This is a genomic window from Alistipes sp. UBA6068 (genome assembly GCF_949428155.1).
Classification (GTDB): domain Bacteria; phylum Bacteroidota; class Bacteroidia; order Bacteroidales; family Rikenellaceae; genus Alistipes; species Alistipes muris.
Map to the genome: position 1 here is coordinate 16,671 of NZ_CASQFS010000010.1, position 19,737 is coordinate 36,407.

Here is a 19,737-nt window from a genome sequence, read left to right on the forward strand (position 1 = left end):
AATTTCTGAACAAATGTAAGCCATTTTTCGGCACGTTTGCGTCTTTTGCGTCATTGTTAACGTTAATTTAATACAGACCCTCGGGAATGAAACGTTCGGGCCGTCCTGCCATGAGCAGGACGGCCCGATGCGAGAGTGGGAGAGCGGAGGGTTACGGTAACATTTCCTGGGTCGGAACGATGCTCTTGCGAACCAGCGGTCCGTAGTTGCCTTCGGCATCCACCGCTATGGCGTAGAACGTGCGTTCATTGCCTATCTTGCAATAGCCTTCGGCGGTCAGTGCGTCTTTGGTCACAGAGATGCCGGAGCCCGGAGAGGTGAGGGCCGTGATGATTTCCGTGTCGGTCAGAGGTTCGCCGCTGAATGCGTTGCAGGCTGCGCCGTCGATGCTGTTGAAATGGGTGACGTACCAGTGCGCCGCCTTATCGTTGACCTGGACTTTGGCTTCGAGCAGTACGTAGTTGACTGCATTGGGGTCGGGGTCGGGTCCCGTCACTTCGATGCTCAGGATTTCGATTTCGGCTTGGCCGCTCACGTTGTAGTCGCCCGTCGAGAAGGGTACGATTTTAGGCGCGGGCGTGGTGATGCCTCCCGCATAGCCGAATGCGAAGAAGATGTATTCGGTGTCGGCCAGCAGGGCGTTGGTGCGGTCGATGAGCTGCGTTCCTTCGAGCAGTGTCACGTTGCCGTTGGCCACTACGTATTCCATGAACCGCGTGTCGTCGCCCTCGAACTTGTCGTATTCCGCCTTGCGGATGCAGCCCGCCATGTAGGTCTTGTCCGGGTAGGAGGGGGTGACCTGGATTTTCACTCCGTTGATCGCCGTCTCCACAATGTCGACATCGAAAGTCATGTCGGTGATTTCGACCGGTGCCGTGTGGGCGATTTTATGGGCGACTTCCGTCGTGCGTTCGCCCAGGGCGCTCACACCGAAAGCCAGTACCGCATAGTCCGTGTCGGCTTGCAGGTCGCTCAGCTCCAGGTCTTTGAATGTGTGGAGGGTGCAGGGGCCCGTGCGCAGGGCGTCGTGGGCGCCCCAGTTGATTTCGTAGCTTTCGGCCCGTTGGATGAACTGCGAGGCGATTTCTTCGGGCGTGGATTCCTGGAGTGCGGCTCCGTCGATGAAGCCCAGGTAGTAGCGCGTGTTGTCGTTGTCGGGCGTTATCGAAATCTTGAATTCCACCTGTTTCACGTCGGTGAATTCGATTTCAAACTTGCAGGGGTCGACAACCTGGAACGCCGGGGTGGTGAACGTGTAGGTCTCCACGCCGGTGGTGGCTTTGCGTTCGGGGCTCACACCGAAAGCATAGAGGGTGTATTCGGTCTGGGGTTTGAGTACGTTGATGCGGCGCGTGTCGGCGATGCGCGAAAGGATGTCGGTGAACGTGCCGTTCGGGTCGACATAGGCCTTGTAGTCGGGCAGTTGGTTCTCGACGAGGTCTTGCAGTTCGGCGGCAATCAGTTCTTCGGACGATTTGTAGTGGGCCTTGAAGTCGGCGCTCGACATGAGGTTCCACGTGAAATAGGCTCCTTCGTCCGGCGCCTTGTATTGGATGCGGAACGTCACGCCCGAGGAGGTCAGGTCGGCGGTCGAGACGCTGAAATGTTTTTCGTCGGTGCCGAATGCCGCCTGCGTCACGGTAAGCGATGCGCTGTTGGCACCTGCTTTGGAGAGCGTCACGTTGGTCGTGCGTTCGGTTCCTTCGTTGGGGTCGGCCGTGAAGGTTACGATGCCTTCTTGCGAGCAGTCGAAGTCGTGTAGCCAGCCATCATCGGACGAGGCCGTGACAATTCCCCCCCCCGCAGCGGGTACGATGCGGTAGGCGATTTGCAGCGTGCCGCCCGCCGCAGGGGCGGCAATCGGCTGCGTGGTGATTTCGATGGCCGCAGCGGCCGGATCGTCGGTGGCGTCGTCCTTGCAGGAGACGGCTCCCGCAAGCAGTCCGATGCAGAGGCTCAGAAAGGGGAGGTAACGGTTTTTCATAGGTAAAAAGGTTTGAGTTAGATAAGAAAGCTGTCGGGACAAAGTTAGTAAAAAGCGTGTACGATATTCCCATTTCGTAAAAATTTTTAATAGTTGTAACAATCTGATTTATAATGTAGTAAATCTGCTTTCGATTAGTCGTTTCGGGCAATATTTTCGGTGTTAAACCGTAAGCGGTTCGGGCCATAAAAGGGGTATTCAATGGTTTTATTCGTCAGAAAATACGTTCTGAAAAGTTGCTTTTCTGAGAAATTCGGACACAATCCGGGTTGTTTCGGCCAAAAAAACACCTCTGCCGAACGGTTTTTCGGCAGAGGTGGAATCAAAAACAGCGTTGTCTGAAAGCCCCCGTTTCCGCAGGGCTTTCCCTACGCTCCGGCGGTTATTCTTCGTCGGTGTCGGTGTAGGCTTTGAGCAGTTTGTCCTGCACGTCGGCGGGCACCTGTTCGTAGCTGGCGAACTTCATCGTGTAGGTCGCCGAGCCCGAGGTCAGCGACGAAAGGGTGGTCGAGTAGCGGTAGAGTTCGGCCAAGGGTACCGCGGCGTTCAGGCGGTCGAATCCCTTGTCCGATTCCATGCCCATGATCATCGCACGGCGGTTTTGCAGGTCGCTCATCACGGCGCCCATGTATTCGCTCGGCACCAGCACCTCTACATTATATATCGGTTCCATGATTTTGGGCCCGGCGTTGCGGAACGCTTCCTTGAACGCGTTGCGGGCCGCCAGCTTGAACGAGATTTCGTTCGAGTCCACCGGGTGCATCTTGCCGTCGTAGATTACGACACGGATGTCGCGGGCGTAGGAGCCCGTCAGCGGGCCTTCGTCCATCTTCTCCATGATTCCTTTCAGGATCGCAGGCATGAAGCGCGCGTCGATGGCGCCGCCCACGATGGCCGAGTAGAATTGCAGTTTGCCGCCCCACGGCAGGTCGTATTCCTCCTTGGTCTTCACGTTCACCACCATGTCGCCCTTGCCCGGCACCTTGTAGTTCTTCGGTTCGGGCATCCCTTCGTAGTAGGGTTCGACAATCATGTGCACTTCGCCGAACTGGCCCGCGCCGCCCGACTGCTTTTTGTGGCGGTAGTCGGCCTGCGCCACCTTCGTGATGGTTTCGCGGTAGGGAATCTTCGGCGCGATGTATTCGTAGTCGAGTTTGTTCTCGGCAAGGATGCGCGAGCGCAGGATGTTCAGGTGGTGTTCGCCCTGGCCCTGGATGATGGTCTGCTTGAGTTCCTTGCTGTAATCCACTAAGATGGTCGGGTCCTCAAACTTGGCGTCGTTCAGAATCTTGCCCAGCTTCTCCTCGTCGCTCTGTTCCTTGCATTTGAGTGCGGCGCGGTAGCGGGGTTCGGGGAATACGATGGGTTCCACCGCAGCCGGAGCGCCCGGCGCGGCCAGCGTGTCGTTGGTGCGCGTGCCTTTGAGCTTCACCGTGCAGCCGATGTCGCCCGCCGAGAGTTCCGTCACCTTGATGCGGTTCTTGCCTGCTACGGCAAAGAGCTGCGAGAGTTTTTCCTTGTTGCCCGTGCGGGAGTTCACCAGTTCGGTGCCCTCGGTGATGCGGCCGCGGACGACACGGAAGTAGGTGATTTCGCCGATGTGCTGTTCGATCTGGCTCTTGAAGACGAACGCCACGGTCGGTGCGTCGGCGTCGGCCGTGAGTTCTTCGCCCTCGGCCGAGAGGAACGCGGGGGCTTTCAGCGGGCCGGGCGCCACGTTGATGATGAATTCCATCAGTCGCTTGGTGCCGATGTCGCGCTTGCCGCTCGTGCAGAAGACGGGCATTACTTCGCGGCGCGACACGCCGATTTTCAGCCCTTGCCGGATGTCGTCCTGCGTCAGGGTCCCCTTGTCGAAGTAGAGTTCCATCAGCGCCTCGTCGTGTTCGGCGGCCATTTCGACCAGTTCCTTGTTGAGTGCCAGGGCCTTTTCCATCTCCTCGGCCGGGATGTCGAGTTCTTCGCGGTGGCCGTCGGTGTCCTTGAAGCGGTACATCTTCATCATCAGCACGTCGATGAACGAGTCGAAGCCGGGACCTTGGTTCACCGGATATTGCACGATGACGGGTTTCACGCGCGATGCCGCCTTGATCGACTCGAACGCCGCCTCGAAGTTGGCTTTGTCGTGGTCGAGCTGGTTGATGACGCCGATGACGGGTTTCTTGAGAATCCGGGCATAGCGCGCTTGGATTTCGCTGCCCACTTCCCAGCCGTTGACGGCGCTGTACAGGAACACCCCCACATCGCCTACCTTGAACGCCGAGAAGAGGTTGCCGCAGAAGTCGTCCGAGCCCGGGCAGTCGATGATGTTGAGCTTGCGCTCCATGAATTCCGTGAAAAGAATCGTCGAGTAGATCGAGCGCTTGTATTCGTGTTCGATGTCCGTGTTGTCCGAGAGGGTGTTGTTGGTTTCGACGCTGCCCCGGCGGTCGATGACTTTGCCTTCGTAGGCCATCGCTTCGGCCAGGGTGGTCTTGCCCGTGCCCGGGGCGCCGATCAGAACGATGTTCTTGATCTCTTTGGCTGCATAGTTTTTCATGTCAGGTATCGGTTTTAAGGTTTTCGGTTGGCAGGCAAAAGGTTTGCCGACTATAAATGTACAAATTTTTCGGCATAAACCAAAAAAAATCGCTCCTTTGCGAAGCGATTTTCAGGGTGGTGTGGCCGGTATGGGCGTCAGCGTCCGGCGGTCCGGACGGTCAGCGATTTCCAGCCGGGCGGCAGGAGGGTTTCGCGGCGCACAAGACCTTCGGGTGTGATTTCCAGTCCGCCGAATCCGAACAGCACGGCTTGCAGCATGCCGCCTGCTCCCGTCATGAAGCAGGGGTTGTCGCTCGTCGCCGTCTCGGCGAAGACCCCGAACGGCGGACGCAGGTTCGGCCGATAGCAGCGGCGGAACATTTCGTCGGCCTTGCTGGCCATGCCCAGCCGCGCGTATTGGACGGCGAATACCGAGTGGCTCATCGCCGGGCCGTTCGCCGGGTCGATTTTCGGTTCGTAGTAGCGCAGGTCGCGCAGCAGCGCCCGGCGGTCGGTGACGATGCCCAGCGGCCAGCCCAGCAGATTGGCGTCGGCCTGTTTGATTTGCTCGCCGTCGTAGCCGGCATGTTCGCGCGTCGTTCCGTCGGGGAAGCGTTCGATGCGCAGCCCCGCGGCCACTTCCGCCCACGCAGGGTCGGGCCGTTCGCCGCATGCCTCGGCCGCTTTGACCGCCGCTTCCAGCGCCCGGCGGGCCGCTCCGTTGGTAAAGGCGTTGTCCGTCACGCCGATGGCATATTCGTCGGCTCCCACCACGTTGCGGACCGAGTAGCTGCCGTCGGCGTTCTTCGTCGCGCGGTCGGCCCAGAATGCGGCGCATTCGCGCAGCAGGGGCCAGCCCTGCCGTTGCAGCCATTCGCGGTCCTGCGTGACGCAGTAATACTGCCAGGCCGCAATCGCCACATCGGCCGTGATGTGGTGTTCCAGCGGCCCCGTTAGCGCGAAAGTCGGGGTCGATTCTTCGCCCCGGTCGTCGCTTTCCCACGGGAACATCGCGCCGCGGTATCCGTGGGCATAGGCCCGGCGGCGGGCCGCTTCGATGCGGTCGGTGCGGTAGTCGAGCATCTGCCGCGCCAGCTCGGGGTGCAGCACTAAGAGCGGCGGGAAAATCCAGGTTTCGGCGTCCCAGAAGATGTGGCCGCCGTAGCCCGCCGACGTCAGCCCCATCGGGGCGATGCTGCGGCGCGAGCCCTCGCGGACCGAGCCATAGAGGTTGAACAGCGCGAAGCGCACGGCGCGCTGGGCTTCGTCGTCGCCCTCTATGACAATGTCGCTCTGCCACAACGCGTCCCATGCCCGTTCGTGGGCGGCAGCCAGTTCGTCGGCACCCTCCCGCGCGGCGTAGATCGCCTGCCGTTCCGATTCGTTCCACGGGTCGGCGAAGCCCTGCGTCGTGCAGACGATGCCCACCAGCGCGAACGAGGCCTTTTCTCCTCGCCGCAGGTCGGCTTCGAGCCGGTCGGCTTCCGGCTGGCTGAAGCCCTCGCCGCAAAGGAATACGGAGGTGGCCACCGTGCGGTCGGCGCCGTGATTGTAGCTCCCCTCCGTGCGCTGTACCTTGCGGCCCCCGTCCTCGCACCACACCGTGCGGTTTTCGCGCAGCGTGTCGGCGTAGAAGCCGGGAATCCGGTGGCGGTTGGTAATACGGACTTCCGTGTCGCGGAGCGCTTCGACCTCCGCTTCGGCCATGACGGCATAGGGCAGGCTGCGCAGGGCGCGGATGCGGTATTCGATGCGCACTTCGGGGGTGGTCAGCCGGGTCGTGTGGACGGCCCGGCGCAGGTCGATTTCCTGCTCCCATTCCAGCACGGGGCCTGCGGGTTCCATCGCGAGCCCCAGCGGACAGATGCCCTCAAGGATGCGGCTCACACCCTCGCGGCCGCCCCGTTCGCAGGCTCCGCCGCACAGCAGCGGCCCGACCCCGAACGGTTCGCGCCCGACCACCAGCCCCAGTTCGCCGTTGGCCATCGTCGCCGGAGCGTAGCGGGCCGTGTCGCGGGCACGGAGGGTCCACCCGTCGTCCTGCGCCGCGGCGCAGAACGGCAGGAGCCACAGAAGCAGGGTGCTAAAACGTTTTATATTATTCATTCTCAGGAATGAACGTTACGGCCTGTCCGCCGCGGGCGGCCATCGCTATTTCGAGCGTGTCGGCCGAGGTGACGGTGCGCCGTTCGATGCGGTAGTTCTCGGGATTCCGGGCCGAATCGGGCGCGTCGGCATAGATGGTCGCCGTGTAGGTTACCCCGTCTTCGAGGAACGAGAGCGGCTGTGCGAGCGTCCGGGCCTTGCCGTTGGTGCCCGCGCCGAGGAACCAGCGGTCGCCTGCGCGGCGTGCTAAAACGATATAATCGCCTATCTCGCCCTGCAAGGCCACCGAGCGGTCGCAGTCAGCGTCGAAGTCGCGGAAAAACCGGAAAGCCGGGTGTCCCTCGTAATTCTCGATGAAGTCGGCGGCCATTTGCAGCGGCGAATAGATGATGACCCAGTTGGCGATCTGCCGGGCCAGCGTGGTCTTGATGCAGCAGTGGGCGTTGGGGCCGTTCCACTCGATGCGCCCTTTGTCGGCCTTGGCCGTGGAGTAGTCGATGTCGAAGATGCCGGGGGTGTAGTCCATCGGACCCGAGAGCAGCCGCACGAAAGGCAGCGTCGAGAGGTACTCGGCCGAGTTGCCCTCGCTCCATGCGTTCCACTCCATGCCGCGGGCCCCCTCGCGGGTCATCATGTTGGGCCACGTGCGGCGGATGCCCGTCTCCTTGATGGGCTCGTGGACGTCGAGCATGATGCCGTAGCGGGCCGCCGTCTCGACGACGCGCTGGTAGTGCTGCACGCCGTACTGCGAGTGGTGGAGGTAGCCGCCCTTGAAGCCGCCGGCATAACCCGTCTTGAGCGTATGCACGCCCAGTTCGGCATAGCGGGCGAAAGCGCGTTCCATCTGCTCCTCGAATTCGGGAATGTTGCCGCCCGTCTCGGCGTGCATCCACAGCTCGACCCCTTTTTCGCGGGCGTAGGCGGCTATGCGCTCCAGGTCGAAGTCGGCGTAGGGCTCGACATAGTCGAAGTGCTGGTTGCCGCCCCAGTTCTCCCAACCCTGGTTCCACCCCTCGAAAAGGACGCCCTGGATGTTGTTGGCCGCGGCGAAGTCGATGTGCCGCAGGGCGTTTTCGGTGGTGGCGCCGTGGCGCGGGCCCATGGTCCACACCTGCGTGCCGAGGTGCATGCCCCACCAGACGCCCACATACTTTTGCGGCTTGATCCACGAGGTGTCGGCTATCTTGGAGGGCTCGTTGAGGTTGAGAATCAACGACGAGTTGATGAGGTCCACAGGCTTGTCGCCCAGCTGGACGGTGCGCCACGGAGTGGTGAAGCGTCCGGGGATGTAGGCCTTGATGCCGTTGGGCAGCGGTGCGAGGTCGGCTTTGAGCACTCCCTCGGCATTGCGCCGCAGCACCATCTCGGGATAATCGTAGAGCGCCGCTTCGTGGACCGACCCGTAGGCGCCCTTGCCGCTGCGGAACGTGAAAGGCGTATTGGCGTCGCGGACCCCGGCGACAGGCTGCTCGCGGTACTGGAGCTCGTAGGTCTCGAAATTGCCGGGGATGGACCACGACATGGCCGTCTCCTCGTCGGCGAAGCGGAATTCGGTGAGCTCGTCCGTCACGGTGAGCGAATCGGGTGCGTTGAGTTCGTAGCGGAACGCCACGCCGTCGTCGTAGGCCCGGAACCGCAGGCAGAGTTCGGTGCGGTCGTCGGAGTTGTGCAGCTCGACGGTCATTTCGTTGTAGCGGTCGCGGTGGGTCTTGTTCTCGCCCCACGGCTGGCTCCACTCCCGGTCGCCGGAGGTGTGGTGCACGACCCCGAAGCGGAAGCCGGAGAAATCGCGTTCCTGCGCGGCGATGCCGAGGGCCGAGGGGCGGATGAGGGTGTCGCCGTCGCGCAGAACGGCGTAGGTCATCGTCGCGGCGTCGAACGCCACGCTGTTGCGCCCGTCGGGCGAGAGGAGGGTCGTGGAGGGGGTGCAGGCGCCCAGCAGGGCGGCCATGCTTCCCAAGGCAAAAAGTCGTTTCATCATTCGTTGGGTCGGTCGGTCATGTCGAAGAGGACGGTGGCGCCCTCCTTGAGCTGGGAATAATCGAGGAACGGTGCCGCTGCGGGCCGGCGGTCGACGGTCATGCGGCGGACATAGCGGTTGGCGGGCGAGTTGTTCGGTGCTTCGATGCGGATCGTCTTGCCGTTTTCGGGGCGGATGACCGCCTTGCGGAAGAGCGGAGAGCCGACGGCGTATTCATCCGCTCCGGGGCACACGGGATAGAACCCGAGCGCCGAGAAGACGTACCACGCCGAAGTCTGGCCGTTGTCTTCGTCGCCGCAGTAGCCGTCGGGCTTGGCGCTGTAGAGACGGTCCATCACCTCGCGCGTCCACCACTGCGCCTTGGCGGGCTGCCCGGCGTAGTCGTAGAGGTAGATCATGTGCTGCGCAGGCTGGTTGCCGTGGGCGTAGTTGCCCATGTTGGCCACCTGCATCTCGGTGATTTCGTGGATGCGGACGCCGTAGTAGCTGTCGTCGTAGATAGGGGGCACGACGAAGACCGAATCGAGCATTTTGCCGAATTCTTCCTTGCCGCCCATCGCGTCGGCCAGCCCCTCCACATCGTGGAAGACCGACCAGGTGTAGTGCCATGCGTTGCCTTCGGTGAAGGCGTCGCCCCACTTGTAGGGGCTGAACGGACGCTGGAAATCGCCGCTGCGGTTGCGGCCGCGCATGAGCTTGGTTTCGGCGTCGAAAACGTTGCGCCAGTTGTGCGACGCCTTTTCGAGCATGGCGGCGTCCTCGCCGTGTCCGAGCTGCTTGGCCACCTGCGCGATGCACCAGTCGTCGTAGGCGTATTCGAGCGTGCGGGCCACGTTTTCGTGGATGCCCGCGTTGTAGGGCACGTAGCCCAACGTGTTGTAGTATTCATGACCGAGCCGGCCCGTGGAGCTGACCTCGGGGTGTACTTTCGTGCGGCCCGAAAGCATCGCTTCGTAGAGGGTGGCGATGTCTTCTTGGGGCGTGATGCCCTTGAGGATGGCATCCGAGACGACCGAAGCCGAATTGTTGCCCACCATGCAGCCGCGGTGGCCCGGCGAAGCCCATTCGGGCAGGAAGCCGCTTTCGCGGTAGGTGTTCGCAAGGCCCGCCTGCATCTTGGCGTTTTCGGCCGGATAGACGAGGTTCAGAAGCGGGAAAAGGCAGCGGAACGTGTCCCAGAATCCTGTGTCGGTATACATGTAGCCGGGGAGCACTTGGCCGTTATAGGGGCTGTAATGAATGGGGCTGCCCTCGGCGTCGATTTCGTAGAACTTGCGGGGGAACAGGGTCGAACGGTAGAGACACGAGTAGAACGTGCGGTACTGCTCCTCGGTGCCGCCGCTTACCTCGATGCGGCCGAGCACTTCGTCCCAACGCTCTTGTGCTTTGGCCTTGACGGTCTCGAAATCGGCGTCGCCGACCTCCGATTCGAGGTTGCGCAGCGCCTGTTCGGGCGAGATGAACGACGAAGCGACGCGCGCGGTCACCTGCTCGCCGCGCCGGGTGGCGAAGTAAACCGCCGCGAGGGCGTGGTCGCCCTTGGCCTCGGAGCCTTTGAGCTCCTTTTTGCCGTTGAAGACGCGGAAAGCGCCGAACGGCTTGTCGAACCGTACCACGAAGTAATTGCGGAAATTGTCGGGCACACCGCCGCTGTTGCGGGTGGTGTAGCCCACGACGGTGCGGCCGTCGGGCATCACCTCGACGTGCGACCCGCGGTCGAACGCGTCGATGACGATGCCGGACTCCTCGCTTTCGGGGAACGTGAAACGCATGGCGGCGGCCCGGTCGGTCGGCGCGATTTCGGCCACGACGTCGTGGTCGGCGAGGTAGACCTTATAGTAATAGGGGCGGGCCTCCTCCGACTGGTGCGAGAACCAGCTGCGGCGCGAAGTCTCGCCGACCTTGTCGCGGCCGCGCACGGGCATCAGCGAAAACTGCCCGTAGTCGTTGATCCACGGCGAGGGCTGGTGGGTCTGCTTGAAACCGCAGATGGTATGGGCGCCGTAGGTATAGGTCCAGCCGTCGCCCATGGTGCCGGTCTGGGGGGTCCAGAAGTTCATGCCCCACGGGAGGGCTACGGCGGGGTAGGTGTTGCCCGTGGAGAGCGAATAGTCGGACTGCGAACCCACGAGCGTGGAGACGTACTCCGAGGGGCGGAGCGCCGGTTCGGGAGCCAGCCGGGCGTAGCAGCTGCAACAGAGGGCCGCAAGGGCGAGAAGCGTTATTTTTTTCATGGTTTTCAGTTTTTTGTTTTCGGGCAAGCAGCCCGCACGGCTCTTCGAGCCGCAATGGCTATATTATCGAATTCAGCAAATCGAGTTTTCCGTCGTTGACCAGCTTGAGTATCAGCTCGCCGAACAGGGTGTTCTGCCAGGCGAACCAAGGCCGTGTGAAGTTCGCCGCGTCGTGGCGCGAGAACGATTCGTGCATGAAACCCGTTCCGGCGTCGGTGGTCATAAGTTGTATGATGCAGTCGCGGATCTCGGCGTCGTCGGCCGAGGTGAAGGCCCGCATCATGATGCTCATGGGCCAGATCATTTCGACCCCGATGTGCGGACCGCCGATTCCCTCGCCTGCGGGACCCTGCCAAAAATAGGGATTTGCGCGGCTCCAGACAAACCGGCGGGTGTTTTCGTAAATCGGGTCGGTGCGCTCCGTGTCGCCCAGGTAGGGCATGGCCAGCAGCGAGGGCACGTTGGCGTCGTCCATGAGCTGCACGCCGCCGAAGCCGTCGACCTCGAACGCGTAGATTTTGCCGAACTCGGGATGCTCCACGACGGCATGCCGCTGCAAGGCGGCGGCCACCTCGTCGGCCAGGGCGGTGCACTCGCCGGCCAGCGCAGGCTCGTTATTGACCGTCCGCAGGATTTCGGCCGCCTTGCGCAATGACGTGACGGCCATAAAATTCGACGGGACGAGGAAGCCGAAAGTCGTGGCGTCGTCCGAGGGGCGGAACGCGCTGGCGATCAATCCTACGGGCTTCACCGGATTGCCGCGCCCCACGTGGCAGCGGGTGTCGAGCTGGCGGTCGGTGACGCGCAGGAAGATGTAATCGCCAAGCCCCTCCTTCATCTGCTGCTCCTTGAGGGTGGCGAGGACGGCCTGCATCGCTTCGACCCACTCGGTGCCGAAGACGGAGGTGTCGCCCGTGGTTTTCCAGTAATGGTGGGCCAGCCGGATGGGGTAGCAATGCGAATCTATCTCCCATTTGCGCTCGAAAACCCACGGCGACTGCTCGTTGCCGGGGTAGCCGACGTCCTCGCCGCGGCCCGTCGGGCCGTCGTTGAACGCATTGGCGTAGGGGTCGATGGCGATGAGCTTGAACTGGCGGCGGATAAGCCCGGCGATCATTTTCTGCAAGGCCGGGTCGCTGCCGCACAGCTGCACGTAGGGCCACACCTGCGCTCCCGAGTCGCGGAGCCACATGGCCGGGATGTCGCCCGTATAGACGTAGGTGTCGGGCGTGCCGTTTTTGTCTTCGCGGTAGTGCACCGTGGTGTCGAGCGTGTTGGGGAAGCAGTTGGCGAACATCCAGCGCAGACGCTCGTTGGTCAGCAGGGCGCAGACGCGCTCGATTTCGGCCTCCACCGCTTCCGACTTGAAAAGCCGTTTCGCGGGAGCGGGCCGCTGGTCGGCGTAGGCTTCGGGCTCGTCGGCGCAATACCACACCTTGGGTTCGGAACCCATCTCGAACCGCAGCTCGCCACCCTTGATGACGTCGGCATGGGCGATATAAGGCTTGGTATAGGGACGGCCGTTGAACCAGACGCGCCGGATGTACTTGTTTTCGGCCGAATTGTTCTCGGCGACGATGGTGAAGGTGCCGCCCGGAACGTCGATCTCGGCCTTGTCGAACAAGGGCGAACCGAACCAGTAGCGGCCGCCTGCGGGCTCGGCCTCGTAGATGCCCAGCGCCGAGAGAATGTACCAGGCCGACATCTGGCCGACGTCCTCGTTGCCCGAAAGACCATCGGGCTCGGCGTGGTAGAGCGTTGTGAGCACCTCGCGCACCTTGTCGGCCGTTTTCCACGGCTGCCCGAGCATGGTGTAGAGGTAGAGCGTGGCGTGCGAAGGTTCGTTGCCGTGGGCGTACTGGCCGATCATGCCCGAGATGTCGGGCGAAGTCTCGGCCCCCTCGACGATGGAGGAGACGGTGAAGAGCGAATCGAGCTTTTCGAGCATGCGCCCGCGGCTGCCGAAACAGCCTTGCAGACCCTCGACGTCGTGCGGCGCGAGCCACGTATACTGCCAGGCGTTGCCCTCGCAGTAGTCGTCGGCGCGGTGGGTCGAAGCGAACGGGTTGAACGGCGTGCGCCAGCGGCCGCGGCTGTCGCGGCCCCGCATGAAGCCGGTCGAGGGGTCGAAATAATGGCGGTAGGAGTGGCTGCGGTCGGTGAAATAACGAGCGTCGGCGCTCTTGCCCAAGGCTTCGGCAGCCCGGGCGGCAGCGCCGTCGGCCACGGCGTACTCCATGTCGTAGGCGACCGCCTCGTTGAAGAGGTTGCAGGGGATGTAACCGTACTTCATGCGCAGCCCGTTGCCGCGGTCGGGGTTCATGGCGGTTTTTTTGATTGCGTCGAAAGCCCGTTCGCGGTCGATGCCGGGCAGGTCCTTGACGATGGCGTCGGCCACGACGACGATGCCGGGATTGCCGACCATGCAATCGGTCTCGTTACCCCACAGATGCCATACGGGCAGACGCCCCTGTTCGTCGGCGATGGCGAGCATCGTCCGCACGATGTCGGTCATGCGCCCGGATTGTGTGAGGGTCAGCAGGGGCATCTTGGCGCGGTAGGTGTCCCACAGCGAGAAAATCGTGTAGGTCGTATACCCCGGGTCGGCGTGCACGGCGCCGTCGGCACCGCGATAATCGCCGTTGGTGTCGCAGAAAGCGGCCGGAGCCGTCATGGTGTGGTAAAGGGCTGTGTAGAAAATCTTGCGGGCCGTGGTGTCGGCGGTCTCGATGCGGATTTTCTTGAGCTCGTCGTTCCATTGTTCGGCCGCCTGCTTCGCGGTTTCGTCGAAGCCCCAGCCGGGAAGCTCGGCGACGAGGTTTTCACGGGCTCCCTCGACGCTCACGGGCGACAGGGCGACCTTGACCAACACCTGCTCGCCCTCGTCGGTGCGGAACGATGCGCGGGCATAGTGCTCGCCGACCTGCTCGAACGTGAACGGCTTGGAGAATTCGGCCATGAAGTAGACCTTCTGGTCCTTGGCCCATCCGGAGGAGTGGCGCCAGCCCGTGAGGGTGCGGTCGCTCTCGGCCTCGATATGGGTCTGGGTGGCCTTGTCCCAGCAACCGCCGTTTTCGAGGTCGAAGACGATGGCGGCGGCATCGGAGGCGGGGAACGTGTAGCGGTGGAAACCCACGCGGGAAGTGGCTGTGAGCTCTGCTAAAACGTTATAACGCGTCAGCGGGACGGAGTAATAGCCCGGGCGGACGACCTCGCGCGAACGGTCGGCGTAGGACCACATGCCCGACGCGGGGTCCTCCTCCATGCCGCGGGCGTAGCAGGTTTCGAGGCCCGTGACGGGCATGACGGTGATGTCGAACAAATCGCCGATGCCGGTGCCGGAGAGGTGGGTGTGCGAGAACCCGATGACGGTCGAATCGCTCTGGTGGTAACCCGAAGTCCAGTCCCACTCCTGCGGGATGCTGGTGGGGCCCAACTGCACCATGCCGAACGGAACGTTGGCCCCGACGAAGACGTGGCCGTGGCCGCCCGTGCCGATATGGGGGTCGACGAAGCGGGTGAAGTCGTCGCCGGACGGCGGGGCCTGGCGGGTGCAGGCCGCCGAAAGCAGGGCGGCGCAAAGGAAGAGAAGGTGTTGGGATTTCATAGCTTTATTTTACGGTTATTTCGTCGATGAAGAACCAGCAGGGGCATCCCACGCCGTAATGCCACGGCGGGCAGACGTTGGTGCCCTCCACTTCGATGCGGATGTAACGGGCGCGCACGGGGCCGTCGGCCGCCACGGTCACGGGGACGAACTTGACGGGGACGTCGCGGTCCTCGGCCAGTTCGGTCCGGCCGAGCGGCCGCCAGGCGCGTTTGTCGTCCGAGACGGCGCAGGTCATGGCGCGGGGCAGCAGAATCCATGCGCCGAGCTGGTGGAGGAAATCGGCGGTGACGGCCGAGAACTCCTGCCCGCTTCCGAGGTCGAGGATGAAGGCGCCGTCCTGTCCCTCCCATCCGGTCCAGCCGTCGGCGAACGAAGCACCGCCGAAAAGACCGTCGGTGAGGGTTTCCTCGCCCAAGGCACGGTATTTTCCGGCGGGCGGGACGATCCATTCGATGCGGGCGCCGAAGGCCTTGCTGCGGTCGGCAGATAAATAACGTTGGCGGTAGAGCTTGCAGTATTCCTGCGGCGAATTGTTGCGCTCGTTGAGGGTTTCGACGCCGAAATCGGTGACGTAACGCTCGAAAGTCCCGAGCTTGCGGAGAACGGCCGCGGTATCTCTGTCGCGCTCGGTGCGGAGGATTTCCAACTCGGAATAGAGCAGCGGCAGCCGTGCCAACCGCACGCGGCGCAGCAAGGCCGAATCGGCGGCGACGGCAGCTTCGGCCCGGTCGAAAAGCTCGTTGTAGCGCTGCCGGCAGGCGGCGTTGAACATGCCGTCTTTGTGCGAAACGGGCGAATCATAAATCCAGAGCGGAGTGCCGGAAGCGAGCAGGGCCCCTTCCAAGAGTTTTTCGTACTGATAGAGATAAGGTGCGGCGGCGCCGTAATACCCGTTCATGAAACGCTGCATGAGCGAATCGGCGTCCTGCGCGGGGTCCCACATGAGCTTGGCGACGACGTAGGAACGCAGCTCGGAGAAGTCGCCGCCGTAGGAACCGCCGATTTGCGAGAAGTGCATCCGGGCGCCGTGACGCCGGAAAAGGCGGATGTTGGGGGCGAGCACGGGGAAGTTGGGGAACGGCTCGACCATGTTGTCGAAGTTGATGCCGTAGTCCCAGATGAAAAGGTTGTCGGTCAGCGCGGACCAACCCTCCAGCGCGGCGACGAACTCGCGGCCCGTGGCGGTTTCGGTGAGGGGCGCTTCGCGGTGGCTGCCGATGCTGCACAACATGATGTTGACGTTCGAGAGGGGCCGCGCATGGCGGGGCGGCTGCATGGTGAAAAGGTAGGCCAGCGTCGAAAACTGCTTGTCGGGAAAACGCTCGGCCAGCTTGTTCAGAAACCGGATGTAATTGCCCGAGGGAGTCCCCTCCTCGATGTTGACCCGCTCGCACGCTTCGCAGCGGCAGTAGGTGCGGTCGCTGTCGTTCTGACTGACGGAAATCCAGCTCCGGCCGGGATTGGCGCGGAAAATCGAATCGATGCGTGCGGCGACGGTCTCGAACAGCGCGGGATTCGACAGACACCACTGGCTGGCGCGGCCGGGCCGCCGCTCGCCGTGGATGAACGAATAGTATTCGGGGTGCTCGGCGCCGTAGCGTTCGGCGGGCAGGAGGCGGTCGAAAGTGTGGACCCACAGATTGCCCGCGAAGATGTCGGAGGGCTCTTCGAGCCGCAGGAAAAAGCGGTAGACCGAATCCTGCGCCATGCCGTAGGCTTGGCTCTGACGATAGCGGAACGCGGGATTGTCGGCCGTGTCGAGCCGGGGCAGGATGATGTCGGGGCGCCGGTCGAGGGTGTAGACGCGGGCGGCGAAGTAGTCCATGCCCAAATAGCGCTCCAAGAGCGAGACGACGCCGTAGACGGAACCGCTGCCGCCGCCGCTCGAAATGCGCAGCGTGCCGTCGGACCCGGTCCGCAGGCGGAAGCCGTCGTCGGAAAGACCCAGCGTGTCGGAAGCGCCTAACAGGATGTCGCCCTTGCGGATTTTCACGCCTTGCACGATGGGCAGCTCCGCGCCGGATGCTTCGCGGACGAACCGCTGCAACAGCAGGGCGGCGGTCCGGTCGGTGCTGTTTCCGGCAGCGACGACGATGCGGGCGGCGGGCTTGCCGCGGCGGGTGAGCACGGTCTGTCCGTCCGCTTCGGCGCAAAGCCCGGCGAAGAGCAACAGCAGGAGGGTTCGGAACAGGCGCATGGGTCAGAATTCAAAGGTGAGCCTGCGGCCGCGAAGCAGTTCGTCGTGGCCGATGCGGTATTGGGTCAGGGGCTTGCCGCCGAGGCTCATGCGACGGATATATTCCCCGTCGCCGTGCTTTTCGATGGTGAGCGTACCCTGCGGGGTGTCGATTTCGGCCCGGTCGAAAACGGGCGCGGTGAGCGTATAGAACGGCTCGCCGGGACAATCGGGATAGAACCCCAACATGGAAAAGACGGCCCATGCCGACATGGTGCCCGTGTCGTCGTTACCGGGGATGCCGTCGGGCCTGGCGGTGAAATACTTGTCCAACAGCCGCCGCGTTTCGCGCTGGGTGCGCCACTCCTCGCCGCGGAAACGGCTGAAGAGATAGGCATAGGCGATGTCGGGCTCGTTGGCGGGGTCGTAGAGCCCCTCGTCGAAGACCCGCTGCAACTTGTCGACGAACTTCCGGCGCCCGCCCATGAGCTTGGCCAACCCCTCGACGTCGTGGGGCACGAAGAACGTATAGTTCCAGGCCGAACCCTCGTGGAAACCCGGGACGGCCTCGAAATTCTCGCCCTGCCGCGGGTCGAAGGGGCTCAAAAACGAACCGTCGGGGTTGAGCGGCCGCAGGGTGCCCGATTCGGGCGAATAATAATGCTTCCACCCGGCGGCGCGGCGGCGCAGTTCGGCGGCGCAGTCGTGGTCGCCCCGCTCGTCGGCGAGCCATGCCAGCGCATGGTCGGCAACGTAATACTCCAAAGCGTGCGACACGGAATTGTCGCCCGAATTGTCGCCGGCGAAGAACCCCAGCGGAATATAGCCCTTTTCGACGTAGGGGTCGATGTCGGGCCGCATGGGATTCTGCGCGCCGGGGGTCGTGGCCGAACGCTTCATGGCCGCGTAGGCCGCGTCGATGTCGAAGCCGCGCAGCCCCTTGCGCCAGGAATCGACGATGACCGGAATGGCCGGGTCGCCCTCCATGGTGAAAGTCTCGCGGCCGTAGAGCTCCCATTTGGGCAGCCAGCCCCACTCTTGGGACATGGCGACCATCGAACGGAGCATCTCGGTCTGCCGCTCGGGGTAAACGAGCGTGAGGAGCTGGTGGACGTTGCGGTAGGTGTCCCACAACGAAAAGACCGTATAACGGTCGCCGTCGGCGATGCCCGTCTGGCCGGAACGCTCCATGAGGGGATACTCGCCGTTGACGTCGCTGAGCAGATTGGGGTGGACAAGGGTATGATAAAGTGCCGTATAGAAGACCGTGCGCTGCTCCGGCGTGCCGCCCTCGACGCGGATACGCGAGAGGTCGCGGTTCCAACGGTCGCGGGCCTGGCGGCGAATCGTATCGAACGCGGTACCGGCCGGCTGCTCGGTGTCGAGGTTGCGGCGTGCGTTGTCGATGCTGACGTATGAAATACCCATACGAACCTCGACCTGCTCGCCGGCTTCGAGACCGTCGAACGAGAACCAGTAACCCACGTCGTCGCCCGAGAGCTCGCGGCCGTAGTCGGTATAGAGCTTATAACGGCCGTTGTCGGGGGTCCACTCGGCCTCGACGCCCGTCATGGGCCGCTGCTTCTTCCAGTAACCCGACTGCGACGGGGTTTTGGAGACGCGCAGGACGAAGTAGACGGGGAAAACTTTCTGGGGATTGTAACAAAAGGTCCCGAGGAGCTTGGAACCCTCGATTTCGGTGGTGCTGACGCGCCGGACCGTGGCGCCGGACTCGTTGGTGAGCCCCTCGCCGAGGTTCAGCAGAATATGGCCTTGTCCGCCGGGAAAGGTATATCGCTCGGCCGAAGTGCGCGGTGTGGCGGTAGCTTCGGCGCGGATGCCGTACTTGGCGAGCGTGGCGGCGTAGTAACCCGGCGAAGCGGTCTCGTCGGAACAGGCCGAACCGTAGTGCTTGTAATCGACGTCGAGCTCTCCGGCGGTTGCCATGGTGAGCAGGGCCCCCATTTCGGGACATCCCACGCCGCTCAAAGCCCCGTGGGCGAACCCGGTGAAGAACTTGTTGTGGAACTCGTAGGGCGTCGACCACCACCGTGCGTCCTTGTCGTAGAGGTTCGTATCGGATCCCATGACGTTGAACGGCACGACGGCCATCATCCCGTGGGGCGTGACCGCTCCCGGATTGCAGGTGCCGAAATTGGTGGTGCCGATAAAGGGGTCGACGGAATCGGCCGGAGACTGCGCGGCGGCGGAAGCGAGACCGAGGGTCAGCAGGACGGCGAAAAACGGGTGCTTCATGGAAGGGCGCTTTCGATGTTCTTGAAATAACGGTAGGTGGCGACGCGCAGCTCGTCGGCCGCAGCCTCGTCGCAGGCGACGATGCCCGAGGGGTGGGTCTGGAGCGCCGAAATGGTCCACTGGTGGTTGTAAGACCCCTCGATGCCGTGACGCACGGCCCGTGCCTTTTTATGACCTGTGGCGAGGATCACGACCTCGCGCGCGGCGAGGATGGTCCCGACGCCGACGGTGAGGGCCCGGGTGGGGACGAGCGAAGTATCGCCGCCGAAGAACCGTGCGTTGACGGCGATGGTGTCGGGAGTGAGGGTCTTGACGCGGGTGCGGGACGAGAGCGACGAGAAAGGCTCGTTGAACGCGATGTGCCCGTCCTCGCCGACGCCGCCCAAAAAGAGGTCGATGCCCCCCGCGGCTTCGATAGCCGCCTCGTAATCGGCGCACTCTTGGGCGAGGTCGGGAGCGTTGCCGTTGAGGATATGGATGTTCTCGGGCCGGATGTCGATGTGGGAGAAGAAATTATGCCGCATGAACGAATGGTAGCTTTCGGGATGCTCCTCGGGGAGCCCGACGTACTCGTCCATGTTGAACGTGACGACGTTGCGGAACGACACCTCGCCTGCCTTGTGGCGGCGGACAAGCTCCTTGTAAGTCTCCAACGGGGTGGACCCGGTGGGAAGCCCCAAGACGAACGGAGCGTCGGAGCACTGCGCCTTGGCCCTGATGCGGCCGATGATGTATTCGGCGGCCCAACGGGCGACCTGGGCGGGATTTTCCTGGATGATCAAACGCATTTCTTGAAGTGAAAGGTGAAAGGTGAAAAGTGAAAGGTGAATTTTGCGATTAAGCGAGGGCAAAATCAAGCCCCGCAGGGGG

9 protein-coding genes are annotated in these 19,737 nt (G+C 63.0%); all 9 read right to left on the reverse strand.

Features of this window, described 5'->3' with window-relative positions; translation table 11 throughout:
* Nucleotides 1–151: 151 nt before the first annotated feature.
* The gene (locus QVG21_RS07005) at nucleotides 152–1,984 is read right to left on the reverse strand and encodes a BACON domain-containing protein (protein ID WP_287923419.1); all 1,833 of its coding nucleotides are present in this window, start codon (nucleotides 1,982–1,984) and stop codon (nucleotides 152–154) included.
* Nucleotides 1,985–2,366: 382 nt separating this feature from the next.
* Entirely contained in the window at nucleotides 2,367–4,523 is a 2,157-nt protein-coding gene (gene fusA2, locus QVG21_RS07010; protein WP_287923421.1) for an elongation factor G2, read from the reverse strand.
* A 137-nt stretch (nucleotides 4,524–4,660) separates the two neighbouring features.
* The gene (locus QVG21_RS07015) at nucleotides 4,661–6,610 is read right to left on the reverse strand and encodes a glycoside hydrolase family 65 protein (protein WP_287923423.1); all 1,950 of its coding nucleotides are present in this window, start codon (nucleotides 6,608–6,610) and stop codon (nucleotides 4,661–4,663) included.
* Nucleotides 6,603–8,588, reverse strand: a complete 1,986-nt coding sequence (locus tag QVG21_RS07020) for a glycoside hydrolase family 97 protein (RefSeq protein WP_287923425.1) — start codon at nucleotides 8,586–8,588, stop codon at nucleotides 6,603–6,605. Before QVG21_RS07020 ends, QVG21_RS07015 begins: the two co-directional genes overlap by 8 nt.
* Nucleotides 8,588–10,825: a GH92 family glycosyl hydrolase gene (locus tag QVG21_RS07025; protein WP_287923427.1), complete on the reverse strand. Its 2,238-nt coding sequence runs from the start codon at nucleotides 10,823–10,825 to the stop codon at nucleotides 8,588–8,590. Before QVG21_RS07025 ends, QVG21_RS07020 begins: the two co-directional genes overlap by 1 nt.
* Before the next feature lie 58 nt (nucleotides 10,826–10,883).
* Entirely contained in the window at nucleotides 10,884–14,432 is a 3,549-nt protein-coding gene (locus QVG21_RS07030) for a GH92 family glycosyl hydrolase (RefSeq protein WP_287923428.1), read from the reverse strand.
* A gap of 4 nt (nucleotides 14,433–14,436) precedes the next feature.
* Complete coding sequence (locus tag QVG21_RS07035; protein ID WP_287923430.1) at nucleotides 14,437–16,632, reverse strand: glycoside hydrolase family 20 protein; 2,196 nt, start codon at nucleotides 16,630–16,632, stop codon at nucleotides 14,437–14,439.
* 3 nt (nucleotides 16,633–16,635) lie between these two features.
* Nucleotides 16,636–18,867 (reverse strand): GH92 family glycosyl hydrolase, encoded by a 2,232-nt coding sequence (locus QVG21_RS07040; protein WP_287923432.1) that lies wholly within the window; start codon nucleotides 18,865–18,867, stop codon nucleotides 16,636–16,638.
* Nucleotides 18,864–19,655: a glucosamine-6-phosphate deaminase gene (gene nagB, locus QVG21_RS07045; protein ID WP_287923435.1), complete on the reverse strand. Its 792-nt coding sequence runs from the start codon at nucleotides 19,653–19,655 to the stop codon at nucleotides 18,864–18,866. Before nagB ends, QVG21_RS07040 begins: the two co-directional genes overlap by 4 nt.
* Nucleotides 19,656–19,737 lie beyond the last annotated feature (82 nt).